35 protein-coding genes are annotated in these 25785 nt (G+C 59.3%); 12 read left to right on the top strand and 23 right to left on the bottom strand.

Annotation, left to right across the window (positions count from 1 at the left end; genetic code table 11):
- The first annotated feature begins 121 nt into the window (after positions 1 to 121).
- On the top strand, positions 122 to 961 hold the full coding sequence (locus ACHMW7_RS05920) for a hypothetical protein (RefSeq protein ID WP_395449407.1): 840 nt from the start codon (positions 122 to 124) through the stop codon (positions 959 to 961).
- A gap of 200 nt (positions 962 to 1161) precedes the next feature.
- Positions 1162 to 1737 carry a hypothetical protein gene (locus ACHMW7_RS05915; RefSeq protein ID WP_395449406.1) on the top strand — a complete coding sequence of 192 codons (576 nt, stop codon included), beginning with the start codon at positions 1162 to 1164 and terminating at the stop codon, positions 1735 to 1737.
- Positions 1738 to 2283: 546 nt separating this feature from the next.
- Here the strand turns inward: ACHMW7_RS05915 and ACHMW7_RS05910 are convergent.
- From ACHMW7_RS05910 to ACHMW7_RS05895, 4 genes are read right to left on the bottom strand one after another with little or no spacing between them, the layout of a single operon-like run.
- The gene (locus ACHMW7_RS05910) at positions 2284 to 2520 is read right to left on the bottom strand and encodes a hypothetical protein (protein ID WP_395449405.1); all 237 of its coding nucleotides are present in this window, start codon (positions 2518 to 2520) and stop codon (positions 2284 to 2286) included.
- Positions 2521 to 2522: 2 nt separating this feature from the next.
- Entirely contained in the window at positions 2523 to 2954 is a 432-nt protein-coding gene (locus ACHMW7_RS05905; RefSeq protein WP_395449404.1) for a hypothetical protein, read from the bottom strand.
- A gap of 2 nt (positions 2955 to 2956) precedes the next feature.
- Complete coding sequence (locus tag ACHMW7_RS05900) at positions 2957 to 3388, bottom strand: hypothetical protein (RefSeq protein WP_395449403.1); 432 nt, start codon at positions 3386 to 3388, stop codon at positions 2957 to 2959.
- A gap of 49 nt (positions 3389 to 3437) precedes the next feature.
- Positions 3438 to 3779 (bottom strand): hypothetical protein, encoded by a 342-nt coding sequence (locus ACHMW7_RS05895; protein WP_395449402.1) that lies wholly within the window; start codon positions 3777 to 3779, stop codon positions 3438 to 3440.
- A gap of 44 nt (positions 3780 to 3823) precedes the next feature.
- On the opposite strand from ACHMW7_RS05895, the gene ACHMW7_RS05890 reads away from it, so the two are divergent.
- From ACHMW7_RS05890 to ACHMW7_RS05880, 3 genes are all read left to right on the top strand, one after another.
- Entirely contained in the window at positions 3824 to 4063 is a 240-nt protein-coding gene (locus ACHMW7_RS05890; RefSeq protein WP_395449401.1) for a multiprotein-bridging factor 1 family protein, read from the top strand.
- Between the two features lie 26 nt (positions 4064 to 4089).
- Positions 4090 to 4572 (top strand): thermonuclease family protein, encoded by a 483-nt coding sequence (locus tag ACHMW7_RS05885; RefSeq protein ID WP_395451273.1) that lies wholly within the window; start codon positions 4090 to 4092, stop codon positions 4570 to 4572.
- Between the two features lie 70 nt (positions 4573 to 4642).
- Positions 4643 to 4897 (top strand): hypothetical protein, encoded by a 255-nt coding sequence (locus ACHMW7_RS05880; RefSeq protein WP_395449400.1) that lies wholly within the window; start codon positions 4643 to 4645, stop codon positions 4895 to 4897.
- Between the two features lie 287 nt (positions 4898 to 5184).
- Here the strand turns inward: ACHMW7_RS05880 and ACHMW7_RS05875 are convergent, their stop codons facing one another.
- Positions 5185 to 5724, bottom strand: a complete 540-nt coding sequence (locus ACHMW7_RS05875) for a hypothetical protein (protein ID WP_395449399.1) — start codon at positions 5722 to 5724, stop codon at positions 5185 to 5187.
- A gap of 321 nt (positions 5725 to 6045) precedes the next feature.
- Here ACHMW7_RS05875 and ACHMW7_RS05870 point away from each other — a divergent pair, with 321 nt between their 5' ends.
- Both ACHMW7_RS05870 and ACHMW7_RS05865 read left to right on the top strand, forming a co-directional pair.
- Complete coding sequence (locus ACHMW7_RS05870) at positions 6046 to 6357, top strand: hypothetical protein (RefSeq protein ID WP_395449398.1); 312 nt, start codon at positions 6046 to 6048, stop codon at positions 6355 to 6357.
- A gap of 75 nt (positions 6358 to 6432) precedes the next feature.
- On the top strand, positions 6433 to 6702 hold the full coding sequence (locus tag ACHMW7_RS05865) for a hypothetical protein (RefSeq protein ID WP_395449397.1): 270 nt from the start codon (positions 6433 to 6435) through the stop codon (positions 6700 to 6702).
- A gap of 922 nt (positions 6703 to 7624) precedes the next feature.
- On the opposite strand, the gene ACHMW7_RS05860 is transcribed toward ACHMW7_RS05865, so the two are convergent.
- The 9 genes from ACHMW7_RS05860 to ACHMW7_RS05820 form a co-directional block, all read right to left on the bottom strand.
- Positions 7625 to 8524, bottom strand: coding sequence for a hypothetical protein (locus tag ACHMW7_RS05860; RefSeq protein WP_395449396.1), 900 nt, complete (start codon positions 8522 to 8524; stop codon positions 7625 to 7627).
- Positions 8525 to 8546: 22 nt separating this feature from the next.
- Positions 8547 to 8831 carry a helix-turn-helix transcriptional regulator gene (locus tag ACHMW7_RS05855; RefSeq protein WP_395449395.1) on the bottom strand — a complete coding sequence of 95 codons (285 nt, stop codon included), beginning with the start codon at positions 8829 to 8831 and terminating at the stop codon, positions 8547 to 8549.
- Between the two features lie 462 nt (positions 8832 to 9293).
- A complete protein-coding gene (locus ACHMW7_RS05850; protein WP_395449394.1) occupies positions 9294 to 10373 on the bottom strand; it encodes a hypothetical protein in 1080 nt (359 codons plus the stop codon).
- A 33-nt stretch (positions 10374 to 10406) separates the two neighbouring features.
- Entirely contained in the window at positions 10407 to 10676 is a 270-nt protein-coding gene (locus tag ACHMW7_RS05845) for an HGGxSTG domain-containing protein (protein ID WP_395451272.1), read from the bottom strand.
- Between the two features lie 4 nt (positions 10677 to 10680).
- Complete coding sequence (locus ACHMW7_RS05840) at positions 10681 to 11352, bottom strand: hypothetical protein (protein WP_395449393.1); 672 nt, start codon at positions 11350 to 11352, stop codon at positions 10681 to 10683.
- A gap of 31 nt (positions 11353 to 11383) precedes the next feature.
- Positions 11384 to 12082, bottom strand: coding sequence for a hypothetical protein (locus ACHMW7_RS05835; protein ID WP_395449392.1), 699 nt, complete (start codon positions 12080 to 12082; stop codon positions 11384 to 11386).
- An 11-nt stretch (positions 12083 to 12093) separates the two neighbouring features.
- Entirely contained in the window at positions 12094 to 12798 is a 705-nt protein-coding gene (locus tag ACHMW7_RS05830) for a hypothetical protein (RefSeq protein ID WP_395449391.1), read from the bottom strand.
- On the bottom strand, positions 12799 to 13017 hold the full coding sequence (locus ACHMW7_RS05825) for a hypothetical protein (protein WP_395449390.1): 219 nt from the start codon (positions 13015 to 13017) through the stop codon (positions 12799 to 12801).
- A complete protein-coding gene (locus tag ACHMW7_RS05820; protein WP_395449389.1) occupies positions 13014 to 13169 on the bottom strand; it encodes a type II toxin-antitoxin system RelB/DinJ family antitoxin in 156 nt (51 codons plus the stop codon). Before ACHMW7_RS05820 ends, ACHMW7_RS05825 begins: the two co-directional genes overlap by 4 nt.
- A 265-nt stretch (positions 13170 to 13434) precedes the next feature.
- On the opposite strand from ACHMW7_RS05820, the gene ACHMW7_RS05815 reads away from it, so the two are divergent.
- Both ACHMW7_RS05815 and ACHMW7_RS05810 read left to right on the top strand, forming a co-directional pair.
- Entirely contained in the window at positions 13435 to 13893 is a 459-nt protein-coding gene (locus tag ACHMW7_RS05815; RefSeq protein ID WP_395449388.1) for an excisionase family DNA-binding protein, read from the top strand.
- A 2-nt stretch (positions 13894 to 13895) separates the two neighbouring features.
- Positions 13896 to 14441 (top strand): hypothetical protein, encoded by a 546-nt coding sequence (locus ACHMW7_RS05810; protein ID WP_395449387.1) that lies wholly within the window; start codon positions 13896 to 13898, stop codon positions 14439 to 14441.
- A gap of 203 nt (positions 14442 to 14644) precedes the next feature.
- On the opposite strand, the gene ACHMW7_RS05805 is transcribed toward ACHMW7_RS05810, so the two are convergent.
- The 8 genes from ACHMW7_RS05805 to ACHMW7_RS05770 form a co-directional block, all read right to left on the bottom strand.
- Positions 14645 to 14848 (bottom strand): helix-turn-helix domain-containing protein, encoded by a 204-nt coding sequence (locus ACHMW7_RS05805; protein WP_395449386.1) that lies wholly within the window; start codon positions 14846 to 14848, stop codon positions 14645 to 14647.
- Between the two features lie 246 nt (positions 14849 to 15094).
- Complete coding sequence (locus ACHMW7_RS05800; protein ID WP_395449385.1) at positions 15095 to 15577, bottom strand: hypothetical protein; 483 nt, start codon at positions 15575 to 15577, stop codon at positions 15095 to 15097.
- Positions 15574 to 15813 carry a PC4/YdbC family ssDNA-binding protein gene (locus ACHMW7_RS05795; protein ID WP_395449384.1) on the bottom strand — a complete coding sequence of 80 codons (240 nt, stop codon included), beginning with the start codon at positions 15811 to 15813 and terminating at the stop codon, positions 15574 to 15576. The genes ACHMW7_RS05800 and ACHMW7_RS05795 overlap by 4 nt, the downstream gene beginning before the upstream one ends.
- Positions 15810 to 16103 (bottom strand): hypothetical protein, encoded by a 294-nt coding sequence (locus tag ACHMW7_RS05790; RefSeq protein WP_395449383.1) that lies wholly within the window; start codon positions 16101 to 16103, stop codon positions 15810 to 15812. The genes ACHMW7_RS05795 and ACHMW7_RS05790 overlap by 4 nt, the downstream gene beginning before the upstream one ends.
- Positions 16104 to 16318: 215 nt before the next feature.
- Positions 16319 to 16459, bottom strand: coding sequence for a hypothetical protein (locus tag ACHMW7_RS05785; protein WP_395449382.1), 141 nt, complete (start codon positions 16457 to 16459; stop codon positions 16319 to 16321).
- A 148-nt stretch (positions 16460 to 16607) separates the two neighbouring features.
- Positions 16608 to 18236: a hypothetical protein gene (locus tag ACHMW7_RS05780; RefSeq protein ID WP_395449381.1), complete on the bottom strand. Its 1629-nt coding sequence runs from the start codon at positions 18234 to 18236 to the stop codon at positions 16608 to 16610.
- Between the two features lie 223 nt (positions 18237 to 18459).
- The gene (locus ACHMW7_RS05775; protein ID WP_395449380.1) at positions 18460 to 19695 is read right to left on the bottom strand and encodes a tyrosine-type recombinase/integrase; all 1236 of its coding nucleotides are present in this window, start codon (positions 19693 to 19695) and stop codon (positions 18460 to 18462) included.
- 353 nt (positions 19696 to 20048) lie between these two features.
- Positions 20049 to 20627: a TetR/AcrR family transcriptional regulator gene (locus ACHMW7_RS05770; protein ID WP_395449379.1), complete on the bottom strand. Its 579-nt coding sequence runs from the start codon at positions 20625 to 20627 to the stop codon at positions 20049 to 20051.
- Between the two features lie 207 nt (positions 20628 to 20834).
- Between ACHMW7_RS05770 and ACHMW7_RS05765 the strand changes: the two genes are divergently transcribed.
- From ACHMW7_RS05765 to ACHMW7_RS05755, 3 genes are read left to right on the top strand one after another with little or no spacing between them, the layout of a single operon-like run.
- Positions 20835 to 21332, top strand: coding sequence for a (2Fe-2S)-binding protein (locus ACHMW7_RS05765; protein WP_395449378.1), 498 nt, complete (start codon positions 20835 to 20837; stop codon positions 21330 to 21332).
- Positions 21329 to 22387: an FAD binding domain-containing protein gene (locus ACHMW7_RS05760; protein ID WP_395449377.1), complete on the top strand. Its 1059-nt coding sequence runs from the start codon at positions 21329 to 21331 to the stop codon at positions 22385 to 22387. The genes ACHMW7_RS05765 and ACHMW7_RS05760 overlap by 4 nt, the downstream gene beginning before the upstream one ends.
- Entirely contained in the window at positions 22377 to 24644 is a 2268-nt protein-coding gene (locus ACHMW7_RS05755) for a xanthine dehydrogenase family protein molybdopterin-binding subunit (protein WP_395449376.1), read from the top strand. The genes ACHMW7_RS05760 and ACHMW7_RS05755 overlap by 11 nt, the downstream gene beginning before the upstream one ends.
- A 204-nt stretch (positions 24645 to 24848) precedes the next feature.
- Here the strand turns inward: ACHMW7_RS05755 and ACHMW7_RS05750 are convergent, their stop codons facing one another.
- Positions 24849 to 25784 carry a dihydrodipicolinate synthase family protein gene (locus tag ACHMW7_RS05750; RefSeq protein WP_395449375.1) on the bottom strand — a complete coding sequence of 312 codons (936 nt, stop codon included), beginning with the start codon at positions 25782 to 25784 and terminating at the stop codon, positions 24849 to 24851.
- Position 25785: the final 1 nt, after the last annotated feature.

The raw sequence follows: 25785 nt of genomic DNA, 5'->3' as shown, positions 1-25785 counted from the left end.
TGCGCATTCTGAAATGCCTTTCCTAGTTACAGTGGAACCCAGGATTAGCGACTCGAAGGTCCAGTCTTGCCGTCGAGTAGGCCCGAGAGCATTCTTGAGAAATGCGTTGGGGGCGGTCTGAATGACTCGGCAAATGCTGGTATGGGCTGGTATCGGGTTTGGGGCTCTTATCGTCTACTGGGCGAAAGATCTGTTTGGCATTGATGACCAGACGTTCAGCTGGGCGATTGTGGCCCTGTTGCTGATTGTTGCGCTCTACAACTTGGCGCATCGCCTCGATCTCGTCGAAGAACGGGTCATCCACAAAGATTACTCAGGCATTGTGGCGGCCATCGAGGATGGTGAGCGCCACGCGCCGGTCCACCAGCTTCCTTCCTCTATCTGTGAAAATGGCGTGAAGTCGTTCATTACGCCCGCACACCATATTCTATTCGACGACTTCAAATGGTTTGGGGTCATGTTGAACAGGCACATAGCTGATCCATGGGCAATCGAAGAGCTTCGAGACACCGAGATAAGAGATTATCTAAGCGACGGGCCTGAGTATGGCAGGCGGTACCGTGTTTTTTACAACGCGTGCCAGATGGGAACGCTGGAGGTGTCCATCGGCGGCATTGGATGGATTTCTAGTCCAGAAAAGTTTGAGGAAGAACGGGAAGCCCGCGCATTACTTGAACTCGACCACCTCCGCTTCGTTCCGCATGACGATGCCCACAGCCTAGTGGCTGCAGTTGAACTCTTTATTGGCAAGTTCTCAGATGGCGAAGTTGCCCGCGAACATGCTGTGGCGAAGACCTCCCGATCACTGACCGCACACTTGTGGGAGAGCATGCGTAGGCCGGATGTGGTTCAATCGTTCGAGTACCGTACTCAAGGCCCCTATGACTTAGTGAGACATACCTCGCAGCATTGGCTCAAGAACGGAATCGACCCTTTCGAAAGATGGAAAGGAGACAGATAAGCCGACAGCTTCGAAACCGCTTCGCCTCTCGCCTTTGGCTTTGCGCGCCGCGTGCTTTCTCGGTCGAGTGCTTCAACCTTAGGACGCTTCGCCAGGAAGTGGCGCCCAAGTTGGCGGGTGCCTCAAGAAGTCGCCCTGGATTCCTATTGCTGATTAACATGACAAGGCGCAAGATATCTGACAGTCGGAGGGACTGCCCCATGCGCAATCTTGTATTGATGGCTGGACTTGTGACTGCCAGCCTGATGGCCTTGCCAGCATCCGCAACAAAACTCGAACTTATCCCAGACGTGTCGGGATCTGCTATTCATATTGTTGCTAACAATGCAGTAGGCGGAAAATATTCCCACACTTCTCTTGCGTCATATACATTGGTTATAGACGTAGACACAAACATCATTTTTGAATGCAAGGCGTCACTGGATTATACGCTCCTCAATTCCGTGTATCAGAACGAACAACATAACGCTTATTGCCGACCCGTGCAGACAGCTCCTGCAAGCGGGCCAATCACAGATTTCAAGATACAAGCCCCATATTTCAACCCAGCCAATGGGAGTGATCCGGGCGTCGTCAGACCAGCTTTCTTTTGGGAGGTATCAAAAGGCACAGATGTAAGCGTTTGCATGCAGGTTCCCAGTGTCGGCGCCGGCCTGCCTTTTGCGGCTAGCCGACTCTTCGGCCTGATACACTGCCAGTCAGCGCCCGTTGATATGTCAAAGATTGTGGTCGACCCTGCTGACCCACTGGTGGAACTTGGTGACGTCTCACCTTGAGAGCAGTATCATTACGGATTCGAAATGACACTTGCTTGATTTCATTTGATTAAAATCAAGACAGCGCCAATTCGGGCCGACTTTAGCTATCAGCCGCTCGATCTCATTCTCGATACTACGGCGAACGTTTGCGTCATGGAGATTGAGGCGGTTGCTCATTTCGGCGCCCCTCGGTCCTTGGCTTCCCAACTAGCCCTGGCGCTACCTCGCCTTGGCTTGGCGTCTGGATCGTAGTTGGTGATAAGCAGCGGGACGGACGGAGTGCCGTCTAAATTGATAATCCAGTCATTCGCCGTGGGCCATATGCAGGTTGCGGCTGCCTTTAGTTCGACTACCGCAGCCTCAAGCCTTTGGCGCGGGGTCGGCTCTGCATCGGTCGCTGCGCCAGTTGCGGCAACGGCTCCGGCCATGCCGCGCTGAAGCAGCAGACGTCGGGTGATGTTCATTTGAGCGCGCTCCGTTCAAGTGCCGTATGGATCTCGGTGGCCAAGTCGGCGGCCAGTTCCATGGTATTGGCGAGGCTAGACGTGAGATTGTCGCGATAGGTCATTGCACACCGCCTTTCAGACCCTCATGGGATTCAAGGGCGTCGTGCATGGCCCCGACCAATTCCAATGCGACCGTAAGCGCTTGGGAGATGTCCGCGCTGGGAGCAGGCGCGGCCTTCCCTAGCGAAGCGTCGTCGGCCACCCGGATGCAAAGTGATAGGATCGACTGCGCTTGGTAACTGCACTTCATGAGGTCGTCAGCGCTCATGTCGCTCTGCGGAATAAGCCGGGTCATTGTTAGGCCCCCTTCCTTGCTCTCATGGTGGTTGCGGCTTTGCGGCTACCCTCGATGCGGACGGCGTGCGTTTTGCGGTCGCGCATAAGTGCCGCCTCTACGTGAGGGCTCCAGCGGGTGCCCGTGGCGAAGCGCTCTTTCCAGCGAAGAAATCGAACGGCCGGCGCCGGAACGAACAGGAGTTGATAGGCCTCGTGTTCCCATGCCCGCTCAACCGACACTCGGTAACGCTTGGCCTGCATAACCTCTAGGCTATTGAGGCCGTGCACGTTGACGGCAAGGCGATAGCGCCACCAAGCCACCTCGCGCTGATGGTGGCACATCTGGACGCGAGCCCAACCCTCAGCCCAAGACGCTGCGAGCCTGTCGGGCATGACCGCCTCGGGTACGCGCTCGGCTCGCACAGCGGCAAGAACAACGACATTGTTGGCCATGGTCAGGCCTCCTGCACGATGACGATGTTGAAGCGCTGCGGATTGTCAGGGTCGACGGCTCGGCCCATCCAAAGAGAGGTCGCGGTGGGATCGATATCGCGCGCTGCCATGGCGTAGGCCTTGGCGTGAAACTCTAGCCGGTGCTCGGCAGAGCCCTCCATGTCTCCAAAAAGTATATTGCTGTGAAACCCTGCAGACGCCGGGTAGATGTAGGCCATAGTGTGCCCGTCATCGCATTGGGCCAGGGTGTCGGAGAGTTCGCGGGCCAACCTACGGGCCTTCACCCAAGGTTGTTCTGGCTCGGCGGCCTCGGAAGGGGAAACCGTCACCCCAAGGACGGCGGTGGAGAGGGCGAGGTTTGCACCAGCAACAAGAGCGGTGCGGCGGTTGATTTCGGGCATGCCTTCGGCGGCTGCCACCTTGCGCGTGGACATTGTTTTGTCTCCCTGATGTTGAGTTTTGTTAAGGTTGGGCGCTGTGCGCCTAGGCTGAAAACGCGGACATCTGGCTTTCCAAGGCCCGGCGCATTGGGGCGGTGTCATACCGCAGCGTCTTGAAGCTCAAGGCTTCGATCTGGTTGGCGAGGGCTTCGGTGCGGCGCTCTACCAACGACAACGCTGAGGCCTTTGCGTTCCGCCACGCCGTGGCGAGGTAGAAGCCGAAATCGGAGCGATCGAACTTGAATTTCAGATGCGGCCGAGCGGCAAAGTGCCTGCGGTACATAGCCCATGCGGTCGATAGTATCTGTGAACGGGAGAACATTGCACGAACACTCCGCTTGTAACTTGTGGAATTGAACGCTAACTTGCTTTTTTCATAACCCATGTAAGTTTCGGTTTCAAGCCTAAACTTGCGAAAAAGGAAAGTTAATGATTTCCCCTGAGCAGTGTCGAGCCGCCCGTGCCCTACTGAACTGGACCCAGGGTGACCTAGCGGAACGGGTGTCAATCAGCGCCGTCTCAATTCGCGCCTTTGAAAAAGGTGGCGACATGCGGGACGCCAATAGGAAGCTAATCGGCCTCACATTCGAACAGGCCGGGGTGGTGTTCATACCAGAGAATGGTGGCGGGGCCGGCGTCAGGCTGGCGCAGCCCAAGTCAGCAAAATGAGGCGCTATTCGACACGTCAGGCAACGATGTCACAATCGTCGGTGGCAGTGCTTGCGCTATTGCTGAGCCTCGCCCAAGCGGCTGCGCAAGGCCCCGTCGTGGGTCGAGCGTCTGTTGTGGACGGCGACACGGTAGAGATTGCCGGCGAGCGCATTCGGTTCAATGGCGTAGATGCTCCTGAAAGCTGGCAGGTTTGCCACGATGGCAACGGCAAGGCCTACAGATGCGGACAGGCCGCCGCTAATGCCCTAGACGAGTTCCTGGCCGCGTCTCGCCCTACCAGGTGCGAATACCATAGCCGCGACCGCTACAAGCGCTTTGTGGGCGACTGCTACCGGGCAGACGGCGAGAGCGTGGCCCGCTGGCTTGTGCGCAACGGCCATGCACTGGATTGGCCACGGTACAGCCGTGGCGCTTATGCACCCGAGCAGGCCAAGGCAAAGGCGGATCGGCGCGGTCTTTGGCAGGGCGATTTTCTCGAGCCTTGGGAAGCGCGCCGCTCACGATAGGTCTACCGCCTTGCTGTTCTTGCCTAACGGACAAGTTGAAAGACGACGGAGGTCACATTAGGCTAAGGGAATGCGCCTTATCGTTGCTTTAGCACTTAGCTTATTCACGTTGCCTTTGGCGCTCGCCTTCGATGGCCCGAAAACTGTTCAGGATTATTACAAGTTACGCCCTGAGTGCCGCCAAGGCGAAACCGCAACCGGTGAAATCCTTACCGCCAACCAGAGCGCGGCCAGTTGCACTGCCCTGGATCGGCTTGGCAGGGAGCTCACCGCTAACGGCTACTGTTGGATTAACTCCGAACAAGAGTGGGTGGTTTGCAAGTGAACGACAGCCCTATCTCCACCGGTCGACGAATTCACCGCGTTTTCCATCGGCTCGGGGTAGTGTTAGGTGGGATATCCATCGCTATTGGCGTGTTCTGGGCGGCGGCATTTGCCTTTTCGTGGGTCGGAGGGCCCCGCGTGGCTATAGCGTTCTCGGACATCGATTTCTATGGCACCTACCCACGCCCCCGCCTGGATGGAGAGGTTATCCGCTACCAAAGCGGCGCAACGGAATCGCTAGACCGCGCGCTCCAGGCGCAGAATGAAATCTTCGCCGCGAGACACCATTCAAACTTGTCTCAATCGGGCAGTTTCGCCGTCGCCTTCATTCTCGGAGGACTTCTTATCTACGGTGTGTTGCGGGCGATAGGATGGGTAATCGCTGGTGGCGCAAGGACATGAAAGACTGAGAGCGGCCCGGCGTAGCCCGCTCGGCCTACCCCCGTATTCTCGGAAGAAGCGCGGCAGCTCCAACGGCCCGCACCGCTCAGACGGCTTCCACTCGTCGGTTCGCAGCCAGGCGCCGTTGATTTTACCCTTTTCGCGGTCCTTGATTGGGTCGAAGTGCGCACCTTCGAAATGGGCCGCGAACACCTCGGCATCGGCCCGGGTCGCAAAGCAATAAAGCCGGAACTCCTCGCTTTTGCCGTTCGGCCACTTGGCCACCACATGCTGCATCATCGGCTCTGTATCGAACCGGCGGCAGAAAGCAGCTATCAGGTCATAGTTCTCCATGCAGCACAGGTCGTTCGGCAGCGCGACCTGATGCGGCAGGTTCTGGCGGATATGCCAGCGCTTTGAGTTCTCTCGTTTCTTCGCAGCCGTCATTCTTCCCGCCGCCCCTTCAACAGTGCCAGCAGCTCCTCAAACTTGGCGCCGCACCGCTCGTAGACACTTAGGCTGCTGGCTTTAGGGCAGCCAACGCGGGCGACAATCTCATCCAACAAGTGAGCTAGCGTGCGGTCCCCGCCCGTGCGCACCATGGCGTCTCGGTCGTATTGCTTCCGCATTCCGCACTTCTCGCACGAGATGACGACCTTATCGGACGGGAATTCAGACAGCAGTGGCATGAGAACAAAATAGGAACAGATGCCTTGCGGAGTCAATTCACATCACGCTAACGTATGGGCATCAGCGATGGAGGCCCTGATGGGATTGCACCTGAGAATCGAGGGAGTTTCCCCGGAGGATATGCAACGCGGCATCGCTGCGGCGCAGGCGGTGATCGATGCCGCCAGCATGACAGCTCAACGCGCCTGCTCAGGGATGTTCGCGCTGGAATGCTGGGATGACGATGGATTTCAGGGAGAACTTAGCGAGGAGGATGGGAAAGCGGCCAGCGTGTGGCTTGAAGCGGAGGCAGCCGCCATAGACGCCTGTTGTGTTGGCTGGCCCGAGGACAAGATGCCCGGCATGTCGTCGCTTGAATACCACAAGGACGGTGAGAGCCCTCCCGGCTGACAACATGCTGGAGCTTCCACCGAGCCAATTCATTTTGCCTCAATCCCAAGGCTCGTTGATCTAGGAGACCGCTCGATGTCGAATACCGGTCACGTCCTCCCGCAACAGAAAATGCCGAAACTGATTGTGGTGGCGGCTTTCAATCGCGATGACGAAGGTAACCTTCAGCCGGCATTCGATCCGCGCCAGATGCAGAGCGAGGATGCGGCCGTTCGCTTGGCCAAGATGATCGAGAGCGAGCATGCCGGCGTTGTCGCTTGGTCGCGAGAGGCCAACCCTTCCATCGGTGAATATGGGGAGCCCATAATCCTCTACCGGGCTGGCGAAGTGCCCGACATGGAATGACTCTCGCGACCGCGTCGGCGACTTCCAGGCTATTTGAATAGCTTCACGATTGCCGAGGCGACGGTGGTAACGTGGAGGAGTGACTTCGAACGCATTCGGGTTTCCTTTTTGAAAGGCGCCGATTGAGGGACGGGCAAGTGCCGCCAAGAGAGGAATAGAGAGTCGCTAATATACGTCAACGTGCATTGTCGCTGTCGCCATGATCGGGGCAAGTCGTAGTTAAGCGATTCCTAAAGGGCGGGGAGACAATCCCAGCGGAAACCCCGACGCTTACGGCGCCGTAAGATAGCGATTGGCTGGCCTTCGGCCCTCAAGCCGCGAACTGTTGCGCGTAGCGCGAAGCACGAATGAGAAGGCTCCGTCACCTTCCGATGACGGAGCCTGTTGCCTGGGCGCTTTCGCGCCGCGCGGGTACTCGATACACGCCCGCAGATGCTCAGGATGCATCGAGGGCAATTAATATTAGCCTAACCTAAAAAGCCTAGCCACCACCCCTCGGTAGCGAAGGGAAGTCAATAGCCAGATCTGGCGACAGCGGAGCCTCCAATGCTTTGGCAGTCTCTCCTTTTCAAGGGAGTATTTCGCATGAAGCCGCTTACGTGCGTCCTAGCCGAAGATGAGAGCGCAAGCTGGAAGCTGGTTTTCAATTGGGATCGAGGGCAGATTTACGTCGGCACAGGACGCCCGCCTTATCGGCGATTTTCGATAGACCAATTGCTCACTTCAGAGCCAATCGGACCCTTACAGGCGAAGGCGCGCGACAAACTCATGTCGATGATGTTGGACGCCATTTGCGATAATTGAGGTATCGCTCGAAAAGTCGCATCAACTGCGCCGTCTCGACCGGGGCCTCCAACCCAAAGGCTGGCACTCTTCCCCTGGGCTATGGGGCGACGTTTGCCCATATCAAGCGGGGTAGCCGTCAACTTGAGCCGATGTCGTCAGAAGACTGCTTCTCCCATTCAGGCTCGGTGAGTAGTAGTGCCTCAACGGTTCTATCGTCGTCGAATTTGGCGACATGTTCAGAAAGCAGTGCCCTTGCCGCCAGCACCGCCTCCTTGCGACTGTTGCAGCGTTGGTGATACCGCGCAACAGCCTCTCCGACCCCATCATGCCAGGCCATCACTTCAACGACGGCATACCAGACTCCTTTGCCGGTGCGTCGGCGCTTCTGAACGTCGAGCTGCCAATCGGACATGTCAGCTATGGCACGGTACAGGGGGGCAAAATCGGGGTCGCTTTCAGCGCGTAAACGTGCCTCGTAGCCGAATGCCTTTTGGCTTGGCTCCTTTAGACGCTCGATAGCTAGGGGTATTTTCCAGAACCCTTCAGATATTTCATTTAGCGCATGTCTTGCCTCAAAGCTCAGCGACGGCTTTCGCTTAGACACACCTTTGATAGTGCTCAAGCGGTCGGTTTTCTGCTTAGGCCATATGTCTGCCAGGACACGGTCGATGTCAGACTTTTCAGCTTGCCAACGAAACTCTTTCTCGAACATGCGTTCACTGGCGCGGGGGTGCAATTCGACCACGGTCGCGGAGTGTCGGCTAGGCCTCGGCATCGAATCCATCGCGAGCGCAACCGCTCGATGTAGGCCGGAGGAAATCCGGCCGTCTTCGTCAAAAATCCAAATCCCTGTTTCGGTATGAGCTACCCGAGACGGCTTGCCGTCCTCCAAATCCAAGATTACCCCGAGAACACGTTGCCGCGTTCCAGCATACTGAGGTAGCGCGTCGCGGCCTGAGATAAGGCCGTTGAGCAATTCAAGCGATACTCGAACCGGCTCACCCTCGTCCGGGAAGAGGTAATGTCTTGATGCCAACAGATCCCTCCCAAGGTCTGTGTCAGGTCCTATTTGTACTCTTGGGCATAGTCACACCGATGGAGTCGCCATCGTCAATGAAGTTGACGCCCTTTTCGCGCAAAGCCGCCTCTACTGCCAGCGCGGATGACCGACGCGGGTCGCCGGTATCATTCTCCAGGTCGTTCAAAGTCGCGCGGCTCACCCCGGCCAGTTTGCACAGGTCGGTTTGGCTTAGGCCCAGCATGGCGCGGGCGGCTTTGATGTGACGGCCTTCCATAACCGGGTTGTATTCAGCGGCAGTCAATCTGGCAACGATACCTGACATTTTGTCTGTTTCCGAACTGATTTGCGTCCTATATAACACTGAATGGTTCCGATGGGAGACATTCAGATGGTTATGGCAGGCAAATTGCTCGCTGCACTGGTCATTGCAACGTCGGTTATCCCCTCGAATGCGTTAGCTGGCCGGGAGGACCCGACATGGAATCCGCCCCCGGAGTTCGATTATCCGTTCCCTGGCAAGATGGAGGTGCGGTATTTCCCGCAGCATCTGGTCGTTAAGGAATGCCACCGGATCGGCCCGGGCTTGCGGCACCTGTTTGACCTACGCGGATGCTCGCGCCCCGTGTCGAAGTCCTACTGTCTCGTGATTGTGTCGTCAGAGACGTACAAGCGGGCAACGCCCAGCGCCATTATTCGACATGAGCGCGGCCACTGTAACGGGTGGAGGCATCCCGTACCCCAGCCCTGACTTTGAGGTTCCGTGCCGAAGGATAGATCCGTTCAACTAGCGCAGGGTTGGGTCGCGATAAATCTGCAGAGATTTCTTATCAGAAGGCCCTTGTGTCGCCATCCGGCGATCCACTTCGCGAAATGTTATGGGGACAGTAACTCGCGTCTTTGGGTCAACTCGATAACCCACTATTGTGTCTCCGTTGTTTTCACGATTGAGAGCCTCACAAAATGAGGGGGGCAGTTGACCTATATCAATCAGTGATTCCGGGACGCCGTTGCCACCAAAAAGAGATACGACCACGATGCCTCGCCCGTATTTGTCGGAAGGCAACACAGTCACGATGTGTTGGAATGTGTCCCGCATTTTGGCGGTCTTCCCCATGGCCAACCTCAGCCGGCGATCCAACTCACCGGCGATAAAGCCACGGGGCAAAGTGGTCCAGTCTTTTCTGGGGTTCATAACCGCCTGACGGATGCCGGATGCGTCGGCAGAAAATGTCCACTCGCTTCCGAGAATCTTGTGACAAGAAGCCAAGGCAATTTTCAGTATTCCTCTAGTCCAAGCCTCTTGATTAAAATACTCTACAGAAAGAGATAGCTTATCTACCAAGCTTTTTTTCGAAATTGCAAAAAAATCGTCTAGCGAACTAAGCAAGTTTCCATCTTCAGAGTACGCTACTTCTTTTCTCTTATTCATTCCGCTGAGCATACCATCCAGTATACCCTCGATGCGCTCACGAGGCCCTGCGATAGATATTGGTCCGGGCTGGCCCTTTTGCGGTCGATTGACGGTAGAATCAAGAACGGTATCAACCTTTCCGTCATGATGAATTGTCACCGTTCCGCCAAAACCCTCTGGGCTCTCCCCATGCCAAACTATGGGTGCGATGCTCCCACTCTGGCTCTTCAGCTGCAATCTGTGACGCATGATTGCAATGGGAAGGGTGTTGGCAAACCGAGCGTCCACTTCCGAACCTAGACTGTTGTTTGCGAACTTCGACGCGTCATTTGTCGTGAAGGCATTCGAGCCCCCCAATGCCCAAGGGATAATATGCTCTACAGATGAGGCATCCCCATCTTCTGGGTTATTGCTTGAGTCTAAGACTACTTCCCGATAGATGCACTTCGCCATACCGCCCCCCATGTCCCTCTGGTAGCCATTTATCTAATGTGATTCGCCGGGTGGTTGGTGATCTAAGTCTTGCAGGCCGCGCCGTGACACGAGGAGCAACTCGGCGATGGCCCTTTCGCTGGCCAATTTCTCACAAGTGTACAATCCGTGCTTAAATCTGCCATGAGCATCGCCCCTTGGGGCGCCTGCCAAAGCCCCGTGCATGCGGCACACGCGCTTGCCACGTACCGCTGGTGCATTGCACCTGGCACCGCTACGTTTACTCTTGGCGCCGCATCTGGGGGCAGAGTGAGCGCTGTGCATGGGATTATGCGGACTTTTTTTCATGTACCCCCACCCCGCTGGCGACGTTACCAACTACAGCTTGCCCGCCCTCGTTGACCGTCACCCGCTCCACGTACACCCGTTGCTCGCCCTTGCTACGGTATCGCTTGAGGGCTTCGACTTGTGTGGCGAAGGTCCGGGCCAGTTTGGTAAAAGTGCGCTGAGCGCTGTCTTGCTGCTCGACGTACTGCGCTGTTTGGAGCGTACGGGCGGCCTTCAACGTGGCCATGTGCACCGCAGCCATTTGCACGGCGAGCATGGATTCTAGTTGGTCCTTTGGCTCGATGCCGGCGATGAGTGCGAAGGCATAATTGAAGGTGTTCTCGTGTACCTTGTCCCCGATGCGAGAGAGCTGAGCCAAGGCGTCAGTGGTGCCGATATAGTATGAATTGCTATTCGACTTGATGGCCTCGCTCTGCAACTCATATCCGGTCAGCCAATCCTCATGGTCGATATCGACCTGGACCGAAGACTTACCGTCACCCGAGGGCTTCATTTCGGTCTTGAATTTGGGGAGCGGGCACCGACCGTCCCGGCGTTCCCTGAAGTTCGCCATAGCGCGCTGTTCGCGCTCGGTAGGCTCATAGGACTTAGCTACTTCTGTTGACGGCTCATCTGTCTTCACGACTCGCAATTTGCCCTTACTTTTCGACATGTTTTCAGGCCTCTCAGTCCGGCTCAAATGGTCAGGCGAATGAGTGCGCTTCCATTCCGTAGATGACGCCGCCCGCGCTGGTGGTGAAGCCAATGGGGTAGGCCGTTTGAGCCGGCATGTACCACTTCCAGCCGACCGCGATGCGGTGGCCCGTGTCGAGCGCCATTTCTCTCTGACTATGGAAGCCGGTTAGGGTGATAGGGGCCGTTGTGTTTGCTCTGGCTACGCCACCGATCAACACCCCATCTTGCGGAATGTTGATGGTCCCGCTGTCGCTCGCCGGGAAATTGGGGTCGCTTGTGATGCCGCCCGCGCCGCCGCTGCCGACAGATTCAGCGAAACGGGTCGTTGACGCTATTTCTGCCGCAAATACGAACACGGCGCATGCCTGAGAGGTGGCCCCAAAACTTACGCTGACGCTTCCCGAGGTTCCCGAAGGCCTGGCGGCCCATACACCACAACTGGCGCCGCCCGTGGGCGAAGTGCCAGCATCGCCGGAATCGTTCCCAGAGGCCGCCACGCCCCCAATCGTTGCCCCGCTCTGGTTGACGACTGAGTTCGCCGAGTTGACGAGCATCGCCGCCACTATGATGGCCCGATTACTGAATTCAGCCCCGAAATTTAGCCCCGAGACTGTGTAAGACCCTGAGCGGTCGGTGGTGTCTACCGCCTGCGCCACCAAATCGATTTTTGGGGCCTGCACAAGGAACGTGCCGATTCCTGGAAGCATTGCTCTTTCTCCTAGCTGAATGACCTGGCTTCCATGCCAAAGATGACGTTGCCGGCGCCGGTCGAGAGCCCGACTGTGCGGTTGGTTTCTTGGGGTAGCCGGAAGGCATAGCCGCCCGCGATACGGTGCGAGCCGTCAAGGGTGGTGTCGTATTGCTGCGTCATGCCTACGAGGGTGATTGCGCTCGTGTTGTTCGCCCGGCTCGCTGCTCCGAAAATCACCGCCCCGTGCACGGTATCGCTCGGGACATTCAGCGTTCCGTTCATGCTCGCCGGATAGCTCGGGTCACTGGTTATGCCGCCACCGCCGCCAGATCCGAACGATTCAGCGAACGGCGTTGCGGAAGCCAAGTCTGTCACGGCGTAGAGGTAGATTGCGCAAGCGCTGGCCGCTGCGGTGGAGAAGTTGACAGTGACATTACCCGAGGTTCCCGAAGGCCTGGCAGCCCACACGCCAGCCCCTGCGCCCCCCACCGGGGAAGAGCCGGCATCGCCGGAATCACCACCTGCGGCGCCTACACCGCCAATTGTGCAGCTACCCTGATCAATCCGGTTGTTACCGCTGGCTACCAGATGAATGAGGGCGACTAGCGTGCGATTGCTAAAGTCATCCCCGAAGTTGAGACCGGAGAACGTGTAAGAGCCCAACCGATCGGTGGTATCGACGGCTTGCGTTACCAAGTGAACAACGGGGCGGTTGTCTATGAACAGCAACATCTAGCAATAGCCTCCACCGTTGCCCGCACCCTTGCTCATTGCCGCTAGGGCCGCCGTTTCGTCATCGATCAGGTAGCTGCGCCCCTGGAGGTAAACCCCCGGCAGCAGGCCGGCGCGCGCGTCAGCCACAATCTGGCCGACAGAACGGCACTCGTTGCGATGCCGCAGCCAAAGCGCCATGAGGTTCATTTCGTAGGGGGAAGCAGTAGCGGCCATCATGCGGCCACGCGCTTAGTGGCTTCGGTCAGGCTTAGGCGCACCAGGTCGCTGAGTGTTACGCCGCGCTTACGCGCAACCTCCGCGAAGCGCCGCTTCTCCTCGGGCGTGACACGGAGTCGGATGTTTTCGATCATCGCAGCAGTCAGCCGCATGGCCCTGTCCCTCGTTGGCGAACAAGGAATCTAGCAGGCGGCGCCCTTGCAGGCGTTCCGTATCATCGGCAATGTACGGCACTGTCCGCAAAGTCCGCAGTCGACCGGACTGAGGGCCAAGAGTCAGGTTTGCGACAGAGAAAGCCATGACAAGAGAATAACCATGCGCGTCGGATTGCGACTTTCGCTTATTGCGTTCATTTCGATTATTGCGAATAACGCAAATCTCAGCTAAAGTGAAGATTCACCGGAAGAGCGACTCACCATGACCATTCCAGCCTCTGCCCGCCAGTTCGGCGACCGTCTTCCCTCCGCAGGCGAGAAGGCTGCCGCGAACCAACTGCGAAAGGTAATAGCCGCAAACGCCACAAACAATGCCAAGCTTCGTGTTCTGGACGAGGAAACGAAGAAGCCGACAGAAATAGTTCTGACGCCAGCCTTATCTGGGCTATTGATGGATTTGTTGCGCCATATCGGAAATGGCGATGCAGTGACGCTGGTTCCGGTATCGAAGATGCTCACTACGCAACAGTCTGCCGATATTCTGAATGTCTCTCGTCCATTTCTTATTTCACTACTGGAGAAGGGTGAAATCCAGTTCACAACGGTCGGGCGACACCGTCGAATTATGGCTGAGAATCTGTTTCAGTATAAGCGGGACCGTGACCAGAAGCGCGGCAAGGCGCTTGCGGAACTTGCCGAGCTGGACGCGGACATTCTGTAGCCTTGTTCGCCAATCGCTACACCGCGCTCATAGATGCGTGCACCCTTGCGGACACGCTGAGGCGGAATCTGCTGCTGACCCTCGCAGAAGCAGAGTTCTTCCGCCTCAGATGGTCCACCCAGGTGCTGGATGAAACCCAAGCCGCAATCGAGCAGATTCGTCAACGTAAGGGGCATACAGACGCGGCTGAAAACGCCGCAAGGGCCAGACGTCAGATGGAAGAGGCATTCGAGGATGCCACGATTCTCGACTTTGACACCTTTCTGCCGATGTGCGCAGGGCTGCCCGATCCCAAAGATACCCACGTTCTCGCAGCGGCGCTGATCTCCTTTGCGGACCAATACGCGCGCGCGAGGGAAGCTCAGGCCGACGCCCTTTTCGACGACATCCTCGACATCGCGGACACCACACAGATTGGCGTGAAGACGAAGGAAGCGGCGGACGGCAGTATTGAGACGACGTTGTGGAAGCCAAGTCCGGGGACGCTTTCATCGCCGACACCATCGCCCTTGAATTTGGCCGAGCCGGTGCCGCGATCAAAGAGATGAGGATGCGACTTAAAAGGCCGGAGATGACCGCAGAGGCGCTTCTGCTGCAAATGGAAGCCCGGGGCCTGACGGAAACCGTTGATGTGTTGAAGCCACTCATCAAGCTCATCTGACGCTTCCTCAAGGCTTTGAGGCTCTCGTTCGGCGCGCTTCCAGGTTCGCGTTTCTTCTCGTTGATGCCCTGACTTTCGCTGACCAAATCCTCAATCGCCGCGCTGGTATTTCGCTAGCGCTGCTTGATCTCCATCGGAGATAATCGCAAGCCCGACTGGGTCAACCCGCCACGGCGCATTACGGTGCAACTGCCTCCCGATGCCATAGCGCTTGCACCATCTGGCAATCGTATCTGGAGACACCCCGGCAATGCCGGCAGCCTGTTTTAGCGTCAGACGCTTACTCCGGTCCATGGCCATCTCCCGTGACGAGCGCTGCAGGAGACGGGCCTAGCTCACCTCTCCTAAGCCCAATGTCGCGAACGGTCCTCGTTTCGCCAACGGTTCCGGTTGGCGTTCCTTCGAAAGCGCGAATCGCGGTCTCAAGGTCTATTCTTTGGTTTTTGTCTGGGTCTCCTCTCGGTCTGGGTCTCTGTCTCAGGTCTCTGTCTCTATATATCGATAGGGTCTCGATACCGTATGGGGAGAGTATGGGCATTATCAGCGCCCTCCTTTTACAAGGCGGCTGTTTGAAAGGCCGGCTGTGTGGAATGGGGTGTTCGGCGGCGGCATGATCTTGGCGGTGCGGATCTCATCCGCTACCAGGAACTCGTGCTCCACTTTTTCGCGGACAACATCGCTTTCGATGGCCTCGATGATACGTCGCGTTCCGACTGAATGCTTCTCGTTCATCGGAGCGTTGTGTCTGAACCAGCGATCTATGTAGATCTCCTCGGTCGCAGGATCGAAAGTGATCAGGTCGGCTCTAACCAATCGCTCACGAGCCTCAGTGTACATTGCAGGCTCCCACCGCAAGTCGGAGCAGGCGTACCCGTCTGGCAGTCGAAAACAGCCGGCGCTGTTTTGGTGCTCACAGGTGAGGAAATAGAGGTACAGGACTTGGGCGGCGCTGCACTCCAGCCCGGTGAACCTCCCCGACCGCCATACGGCCGGGGAAACTTTGGAGAACTCGCGCTTGCTCATTTCAGGTAGCCTTTGGCCCTGGCTGTCATAAGCGCCGAGGTGACGGCTTCTGCGAAACTCTCCAGGCACTCAAGGCGTAACGCCAGCCCTGCCTTACCCGGTCGCTTTGTACCGTCGCCTACCTCATAGTAGACGCGGGTGTTGAACAACCGCCGACCGTGCAGGACGTCGAGTGAGATGCGAACTTCCTCTGTTCGGTTCTTCTCGACAACGGCAATGGGGATTGAATTGCTCATGCCGCGATACCCCTTTCGCCGATGATGGTTACCTCCGAATGCAGGATGTAACGACCATGGGTACCGGCGAACGGGCCGTCATGGGCTTCGTGGATGGTCTCTATGACGAAGCCCATGCCACGCAGTTTGTAGACGTAGTGGCTCCAGCGCGGCCCCGGGTGATCGATCGGCGTGCAACCACGCTTGCCGGCTGCCTTCAGGTTCTTGAGCGCCCATGCATCGCGTCCAACGACTTCATTGACGGCGCCGTCCGGCTCGATCTTGGCGATTAATCGTAGCTTCTTGCTCATGCGAGCCTCCCGCCGATCTGTGCAAGCTCGCAAATTACGCGAGCGATGCAGGGGGAAACGCGGAACCGAGCGGCCACCACAGCGGCGGCGATTTCCGTTGCACTGGCGGGGGTGTTGGGGTAATTCTGAGCCACCACAGCTTTAGAAATTACCAAGCCGCCGTTCCCGAAGATTGAGCCCTTCGGAGCGGCGGTTTCGCTATTGAGGTGCATCGATCACACCTCCGCTGCCGGAAGCGCCCGGACGACGCGTTCAAGGTCTTCGACCAAGATCAACGAACGTTTGCCATGCTTGCGGCGAACTAGGGTACCGTTTGCAAACAACTTGTAGAACGACGTCCGCGAGATTCCGGTCATTGTGACCGCCTCGGGGATAGTGACTGACAGTTTCTGCATAGTGTTTCTCCGTTGGATGCACCGGAACACATCACGGTGCATGCGGAGAAATTGACGAGTTAGCCGGGGAAAGTCGGACGGTAAGGCTTAAAAGGCTCGCCAGTAATTGCTACCCTTTTCGGCCTCGCCGGTACTCGACCACTACCGGTTTGACCCGGATCCGAATTACTGACTCACTCGGTTGGGTTCCCCACCTTTCCAGGCACCAATCTGCCATGAGGCGTTCCAGCTTACTTTGGTTCCAGTTTGGGTCCACGGCTGGGTCAAAATCCCCTTCTTCCTCCAACAAGCTCAACGCCTTGGCCCCGAACGCGGCCCAATCATATCGGGCGGGCCGCCCCCTACGGCGGGGAGCATCATCCACACCCGAACCTTCGGGAAAGGTTGGCCACTGCCTCATCACGAAGGTTGTTGGCAGCCTGACACCATCCCACCTTTGGTCGCCTACAAAGACACTGCCGCCATCTTCCCGCTCTTCACTGTCATCAACCGATGAAAACATAGGGTCGCCGCTTCCGCCCCTGTTCATGCGCGCCCAAATTCCGAGCGGCAGATCCTCATACACGCGGAGCATGTTGGGAGCAGGATATCCCTGGACGGTGACTACATTGGTGTCGAGGACGGCGAAGAGGTTTTGCTCTGCTTCGTCCCACCGATCTGCAAACTCCTGCGAGGGCAAAGGCAGCCCTCTGCAGATAATCCAATCGATTGCCTCACCAAGGAACATGAAAGCACCGTGCTCTACCCTCATTGGCGAGGCTGCGGGCAATGAGCGCTTGGGCGTCGGCTGGTTCCAGAGGCGCTGCACGTCGTCACGAGAGAACATGACTTCTCGATATTCGACCTTCAGCGGGGAGTCCTTGAACCTAAGCTGGTCAGATAGATTTTTGTCCGCAGTTGCCACGAGATATGCCCACTCATGGGCCGGCACCTGAACTGGCCGACTTGTGGCCTCGGGAACGCCTGTAGCAATAAGCGCTCCTTCGGCCAGCCGGTCCCAAAGCTCCTTCCTGGCGCTCGCGACCGAAACAATCTCCTCGTGCCCATCTTTCAATGGGTCCTCGACAGCCTCGACAATTCCCAATCGCATCAATGTGGCGGGTTCTTGGTGCCGAAGCTCCCAACCCTCGACCTCTTGCCATTCACTACCGCCATTCACCGGCAGTCGCGAGCGATGGCCGCGCCATTCCCAACATTCAATGCGGTAAGAATCCCAATTATCACGCACTGCTTCCGAAGTTCGCCACACGATCCATGCGACTGTCATCGCAAGGGTCCATTTTGCTTGGCGCATCGGATCGAAACTTGCCGCGTTGGGCCGCCTATCCAATGGGGGCAATCCCCACTTCTCAGTTAGCGAAAGGGCGTCAGCTGGCGAGACGCGCCCATAGAATGCCGCGTCGATTAATTCGTCTTTCGCAAGCCTAAGGCACATACCCGACGTGGTCTCGCGATTGCGCGCCTCCCCTTTGAAACCCTCTAGCCATGCCTGAAATTCGGGCTCGTGAATGAACGGCGTGCGTCCGGCAAAGGCCTCCCATGGCCCGGATATCGGATTAGCAATTTCGTCAGCCAGGAGTGTTCGTTCGGCGAAAAATTGATCGCGCCAAGAATCTGCCGGTAGCCGGTAGTTGTCGGCCTTGTCCGGGAAACGAACCAGAGCTTTCAATTCGCCCTTCGCAAGGACCCCAACGAATTCCCCACGTTCGACATCCTCCAGACGCCCGAAGCGCGCCATCAATTCGTCATTAGCGGGATTGCGACTGAGGGCTTCCCTCGGTGTTCAGGCCATTCCATAGGGCTTGTCGAAATCGTTCAAATGCTTCTCGCACGGGCATGTAGCCATCAGGAATTGGGTCCGTCACCGCAGCACCTTTGCGATGCACCTTTAGGGGCCGCAGGGAAACCGGGAGGTGCTAACCCCGGCTTGTCGGATGGCCGTCCTATCCCTGCGGTTTCATTCAAGCCCGAGTCCGGGCCTCATCAAACTTCAACACGTTTCCAGCCTTCGCCGCTGCCAGATAGTCTGCCCACGCCTGCATCAGCTTGCGGCGCTTCTCCAGAGCATCGGAGCGGCGATAGGCGCGCTCAACTTCATTGCCGACTTTGTGCGCTAGTGCCGCCTCCGCAACTTCTCGTGGGAACGACGTGGCATCGCCGCACCAATCGCGGAAGCTGGACCGGAACCCATGCACGGAAAGCTCGCCAAGCTTCATCCGCCGAAGCATCATCATCATGGACATGTTAGAGAGCGGGCGCCCGTGCTTGGCGTCCTTCTTGTTCCCTGGCCGTGGCAAGCCGGGGAAAATGTAATCCCCTGTGCGGTTCTCTTTAAGCGTCTCAAGCATGGCCATTGCAGCCGCTGACAACGGGACTGTGTGGGCCTCGCCGGCCTTCATCCGTTCTGCCGGAACCTTCCATAGCTTGTGCGGGAAGTCGATTTCCGTCCAGCCGGCCCCGAGCGTCTCGCCCGACCTGGCAACAGTCAGAATTGTGAACTCCAGCGCTCTTGCGCTCATTCCCTCTGCTTTCCGCAACTTGGCCATGAAGCCCGGCACATCCTTATAGGGCATCGCCGGTTGGTGGCCGCGCTGGAGCTTTTGCCGCTTGGGTAACAGATTGCGAAGGTTGCCGCGCCACGCTGCGGGGTTCTCACCAGAGCGCCAGCCTTTGACCTTAGCAAATTCAAGAACACGCTCCATCCGACCGCGAAGGCGGGACGCGGTTTCGCTCTTGGCCTGCCAAACGGGCGAAAGCACCTTTAACACGTCATCGGTTGTGACTTGGGAAACACGCTTGGTGCGGATTGACTTGCAGTAGGTGTCCCCGAGCGTCTGCTTCCATTGGTACTCGTGCTTGGCGTTGCGCCACTCGGATCTGATGCTTTCAATGTATCGATCAGCGCATTCGCCAAAGGTTGGTTCGGCCTCTTTCGACTTCTCGGCTATCGGGTCACGGCCTTCTTGCACGGCAAGTCGATGTTCGTTTGCCTTCTGGCGTGCCTTCGCGAGCGTGACGAGCGGATAGCTCCCCATACCCATCTCACGGCGCTTGCCGTCTTTCACCCACATGAACACCCACGACTTCGCGCCCGATGGTGAAACATTGAGATAGAGCCCACCGCCATCGCTATAGCGGCCCGGCTTCTTTGCAGCCTTGGCGGATGCGTCCGACAGTTTGCTAAGCGTCCTAGCCATTCCCCACTTACTTCCCCACTTCGAAGTGGGGATAGTACAGGACGACACGAAACGACCCAAGACACAAAATGCTCTTTAGGCCTTATGGCACAAGGCAATCGGGGACGGGCTGAAACATGGTGGGACGCATGTTCGGTGGACCTCAGCTCCACCAGCGGAATATTGCCGAACTGCCATTTCTCCCCTTGCTCAGAATTTCGCCACGACACTGTCGGAAGTGCGTCAGCTGCTGGCGGACATTCGGCCATTGCCGTGCAGCTTTCGTTGCGACCCTGTGCCTGCTTCACGCCGGCAGCGGAGCGCTGCTCCGTAGCCGCTGCAGACGTTAGATATCCCCTGCCGCCGACCCTTTGCTAGCGCTTGCGCAGCCCGTCGACGAAGACGTCGACGAGGCGAAGGGCCGTCGGCTGCCAGTCGGCCGTGCCTTGCGAATAGAAGATACCGACGAGGGTCCGCAGCAGGTCTTCCGGCGTGATGTCGGAACGCAGCTCACCCGCCGCGACCCCGCGATCGAGCAGCAGTCCGATGGCGTTGGTCAGTCGCTCGAAGGAATAGGCCTTCAGTTCGGAAGAGCCGTACGCGACGAGCTGAAACGCCTCGACCATGCCTTTCTTGGTGGCGACGAGGCGGACGTTGGCATGCAACCATTTGCGCAGCGCTTCGACCGTATTGCTGTCGCGGGCAAGCTGCTCTGCGAGTTCGCCAAGGTGGTCGACCTCATGGCGGTAGACGGCCTCGAACAACGCTTCGCGCGTCGGAAAATGGCGATAGAGCGTACCGATCCCGACGCCGGCCTGCCGCGCGACCGCCTCCAGGCTCGCCTGCGGGCCGCCGACGCTGAAGACTTGCGTTGCCGCCTCGAGCAGGCGTTCGCGATTCAGGATTGCGTCTGTACGCGGCTTGCGTCTTGTCTTTGCGGTCTCAGGTCCCATGTTTCTTCCAGCCGGGACTTGTTGCCCCTTGATAAACGGAGGAACCCTCCGTATAAATAGATTGCGCATCGGGAAACCGCACAAAAGCACGCATTCCCGGTCACGGCCAACAGACAGTTCGCGCCAGGTTTTTTCCCGCGCCCGCATCCGCGGCTGCCACTCGGCGGCTCCGATCCATACATCACAATCACTGAATGGAGTACCTTGATGTCACTCTCCATCGGCCTCACCATCAATGGGCAGCTGCGCACAGTTGTGCTCGACGACCCGCGCGTAACGTTGCTCGACCTGTTGCGTGAGCGCCTCGACCTGACCGGCACGAAAAAGGGCTGCGATCGGGGACAGTGCGGCGCCTGCACCGTGCTCGTCGATGGGCGACGCATCAATTCATGCCTCGCTCTGGCTGCCAGCCTCGACGGGGCTGAAGTCACCACCATCGAGGGGCTCGCAAACGGCGAAACGCTGCATCCGGTCCAGGCAGCTTTCATCGAACATGATGGCTTCCAGTGCGGCTACTGCACGCCGGGCCAGATCATGAGCGCCGTCGGCCTCATCGCCGAAGGCCATACCGGAGACGACCCTGAGCGCATCCGCGAGCTGATGAGCGGAAACATCTGCCGCTGCGGCGCCTATCAGGGCATCACCGAAGCGGTACTCGAAGCGCAGCAGACCCTCGCAGAATCCAACCGGAGGGACGCGGCATGAACCGTTTCGACTACATCCGGCCGAACAGCGTGTCGGAGGCCGTGGCGGCCGCCGCTGTGCCGGGATCGTCCTACCTCGCAGGCGGCACCAATCTGCTCGACCTGATGAAGGCGGGCACCGCACGGCCCGAGCGGATCGTCGACATCACGCGGCTACCCGGCCTCGACCGCATCGAATGGCTGCCTGACGGTGGTGCACGCATCGGTGCGCTGGTTCGCAATTCCGACCTTGCTTATGACGAGCGCTTCGCGCGCACCTTCCCGGCCATTGCCGAAGCACTGCTTTCGGGCGCGTCGGCACAGCTTCGCAACGCTGCAACCGTCGGCGGAAATCTGATGCAGCGTACGCGCTGCGCCTATTTCCACGACATGGCGAGCGCCTGCAACCGACGCGCGCCGGGATCGGGCTGCGACGCGCGCGACGGCGAGAACCGCCTCCACGCCGTGCTTGGATGGAGCGAGAAGTGCATTGCCACCCACCCTTCCGATTTCTGCGTACCGCTGGTGACGCTGGATGCGGTGGTCGAGGTGCAGGGCCTGCATGGCGCCCGCGAGATTCCGATAGATTTGCTGCACGTCCTGCCTGGCGCCACGCCGGAACGGGAAACTGGACTGTCGCCCGGCGAATTGATCGTCGGACTCAGGCTTCCGGCAGAAGCCGCGGGCTTCTCGCGCAACGCGCGCTATCTGAAGTTGCGCGAGCGCACCTCATATGCCTTTGCCGTCGTCTCGGCGGCAGCCGCGCTGGAGATCGAAGATGGCGCTATCCGCAGGGCGCGCATCGCGCTCGGCGGTGTCGCCGCAAAGCCCTGGCGGGCGCGCACGGCGGAGGCTTCGCTGGAGGGCCAGCGCCCCTCGCCGCAGGCATTCGCAATCGCCGCCGATCTGGCACTCGCCGAGGCGCGGCCGTCTGGCGACAACGCCTTCAAGATCGAACTGGCGCGCCGCATCGTCGTGCGCGCCTTGAGCCTTGCACTGGAAGGAACGCCGGAAGTCATGCCCGCGCTACCGGCCTCCCCTTTCGCTATCACCTCCGGAGCGAACCATGCCGCTTGATCCCGCTTCCCCATCCCCTCAGCATCGCCGGCACGGATCCAACATGGGCCAGCCGCTGACCCGCCGCGACGGCGTGCTCAAGGTTACCGGCCGGGCAACCTATGCCGCCGACAACCATCCCGACGGCATGCTCTATGCCGTCATCGCCGTCAGCACGATCGCGCGCGGGCGGGTGACTGCACTCGATGTGGAGAGCGCCATGGCGCATCCCGGCGTCGTTGAAGTCCTGACACCGACAAACCGGCCGCCACTCGCCCACGATCCTGACGAGAAGATGCCGCCCTTCGGGTTTCGCGTCGAGGTGCTGCAGGACGACACCGTGCGTTATGTCAACCAGCCGATCGCCATGGTGATTGGCGAGACGTGGGAGGCAGCAACGGAAGCGGCCGCATTGCTCGACCCACAATATGAGGTCGAAAGCGCCCGCACGGAGCTGAAGAGCGGCAAACGTTACGACCTCGCTGCGATCGGCATTGGCGCGCCGCCGCGCACGGCCCATGGCGACGTCGAGGCAGGCCTCAAGGCTGCCGCCCAGGTGACCGAGGCCGACTATGTCACGCCATCGCAATACCATAATGCGATGGAGCCACATGCCATCGTCGCTGAATGGGACGGTGACCGGGTGACCATCGACATGCCTAATCAGGCGATGGCGCTGAGCTGCGCGGCCTATGCTGCCTATTTCGGCATTCCGGCGGAGAACGTGCTGATCCGATCGCCCTTCCTCGGTGGCGGCTTTGGCTCGAAGGCCATTCTCAACGGGCCGCAGATCCTCGCCGTCCTCGCTGCCCGCATGCTCGGCCGCCCGGTAAAGCTGTCGCTAACCCGGGCGCAGATGTACGGCCCAGTCGGACACCGCGGCCGCACCTGGCAGAAGCTGCGCATAGGCACTGATCATGACGGGCGCCTCACTGCGCTTCACCATCGCGCGCTCTGCGCCACATCAAGCTTCGACGAGTTCATCGAGCCGGCGGCCAATGCGTCGCTGCCGCTCTATGCCAGCCCTGCTATCCTTGCCGAACACGAGGGCCTGCGCCTCGACATAGGCACGCCGGGGCCAATGCGCGCACCGGGCGAAGCCTCCGGGTCCGCGGCACTCGAAGTTGCCATGGACGAGGCAGCCCAAGCCTGTGGCATGGATCCGCTCGCATTCAGGCTTGCCAACTATGCAGAGACCGAGCCGGGCACCGGCAGGCCCTTTTCATCCAAGGCGCTTCGCGAATGCTACGCCGAGGGAGCCAAACGTTTCGGCTGGGCGGGTCGGCCGATCGAGCCGCGCCAGATGCGCGACGAGAACGGTTTTCTCGTCGGCTGGGGCATGGGTTCCGCAGTCTTTCCTTGCCCGCATTTCCCAGCCGAGGCTCGCGCAACCTTGCGTGCCGACGGCACGGCCTTGGTGGAAACGGCGGGCGCCGACATGGGGCAAGGCGCTTGGACAGCACTTGCCCAGATCGCGGCCGAAGCGCTCGGCCTCGATCCCGATCAGGTCGAGCTCCATTCGGGCATATCGAGTCTGCCCGACGGCGGCATCGCCGGTGGCTCCGGCCATACCGCCAGCGCCGGCCTGGCGCTCCACAATGCCGGTCAGGACGCGATCGCCAGACTTGCGGAGCTCGCCACCGCCGATCCCGCATCGCCGCTCTTCGGCGCTGGCAACATCGGCGTGGTCGCCCGTTCCGGCCGACTCCATCGCCGCGACGACAGCGGACGCAGCGAAACCTATGCGAAGATCCTTACCCGCGCCGGTCGCACCGAGGTGGTCGGAAAGGCCAGGGCGGCACGCGACGAAGCGGCCGCCTCGACCCATGCGATGTATTCGCACGGCGCGGTCTTCGCCGAAGTGAAGGTCGACCCCGACCTCGGCCAGATGCGGGTGACGCGCCTGGTTGGCGCTTTCGCAGCCGGCCGCATCATCAATCCCCGCCTGGTGCGTAGCCAGTATTTTGGCGGCATGATCTGGGGCATCTCCTTTGCGCTGCTGGAGGAGGCGATCACCGATCGCAGGACCGGACGGATCATGAATGCCGACCTTGCCGAGTACCACGTGCCAATCAATGCCGACGCGCCCTCGCTCGAGGCTATCCTGGTTCCGGAAGACGATCCTTACGTCAATCCGCTCGGCGTGAAGGGCGTAGGCGAGATCGGGATCACAGGCACCGTGGGTGCGATCGCCAATGCCGTCTGGCATGCGACCGGCGTGCGGGTCCGGCGTTTCCCGATCCGGATCGAGGATGTGCTCGTCAATCAGCCGACGTAAAGTCTGCTTTGGCAACACGACCGAACGTACCGGCGGCGCGCCATCAGGCGCCGCCGCCACCTTTCTGACCGAGCAGTTCCCAGGCGGGCGCATGCCGGAGCCATGTTCAAGTGCCTACCTGCTGGCGAGCCCGCGCTCGGCTGAAAGGCAGTCTACCGCCATTGAAGGCCAGGCTTCAGACTGCAGGCATGGCGCGTTGCCAGATCACCGGCTTGTCGAATTGATGCTCGCCGTCCGATGCTGCAGCGGCCCCATCTCCGCGGCGAAGCGCTCGATCATCGCAAGGCCGGTCGCGCTCGGGCGCAGCGCTGGACCACGATCATGCACAGCCAATCCGCTGCGTAGCGCAAACAGCCGCTTGCCATAGCACAACAGGTTCTCCAGTCCCTGCATGGTCGAAACGACCGCCGGCAACATCTGGCGACAGCGCGCAAGCGCACCGTCCTCATCACCGGCCCGGAAGCTGTCATAGGCCGCGACGGCATAGTCGATGCAATCCGGCGCCAGGATCAGGCCGCGGCAACCGATACGCAGATTGTCGAGCATCTCCAACCCGGCGCGGCCGTTGAAGATCGGCAGCTTGCCGCCGGTTGCCTCGACAAGGCCGGCGATGTCGACCACCGGACCCTCGCCTTTCACCAGCTGGATGTTCGGGTGCTGGCGAACGAGGTCGCTGATCTCAGTTGAGCTCAGTCCACGTCCCATGAAGGCCGGGGCATTCTGGATGGCGACTGGCAGATCGGTCGCCTCGGCCACGCGGCCGAAGAAGCGGATGTATTCGGCCGCCCCATACTGGCCGACCATCGGCGGCTGCAGGATCAGCCAGTCGGCGCCGACACTTTCGGCGTGGCGCACCTGCGCGATCTGTTCGGCCACCGACGCGCCGAAGATGGTGAGCGCCAGCGGCACCTTTCCGCCGGTGTCTTCGGCGATCCAGTCCATGACCATCCGGCGCTCGGCATCCGTCAGCTTGGACACTTCGGTGGCAAGGCCGAGTGCGGCCATGCCGTGGACGCCGACCTCAAGGCAAAGCTCGACCTGCCGACGCATGGCAGCCCGGTCGAGCCGCTCCTGGTCATCGAACAACGCGTAGAGGATGGCGTGGATGCCGTGCAAGTCGGCGACAGCGAAACGGCGCATC

The organism is Aminobacter sp. UC22_36, from assembly GCF_044056035.1.
GTDB lineage: Bacteria > Pseudomonadota > Alphaproteobacteria > Rhizobiales > Rhizobiaceae > Aminobacter.
Note: the sequence above shows the minus strand (reverse complement) of the source record. Positions and strands in the feature narration are given on the sequence as shown.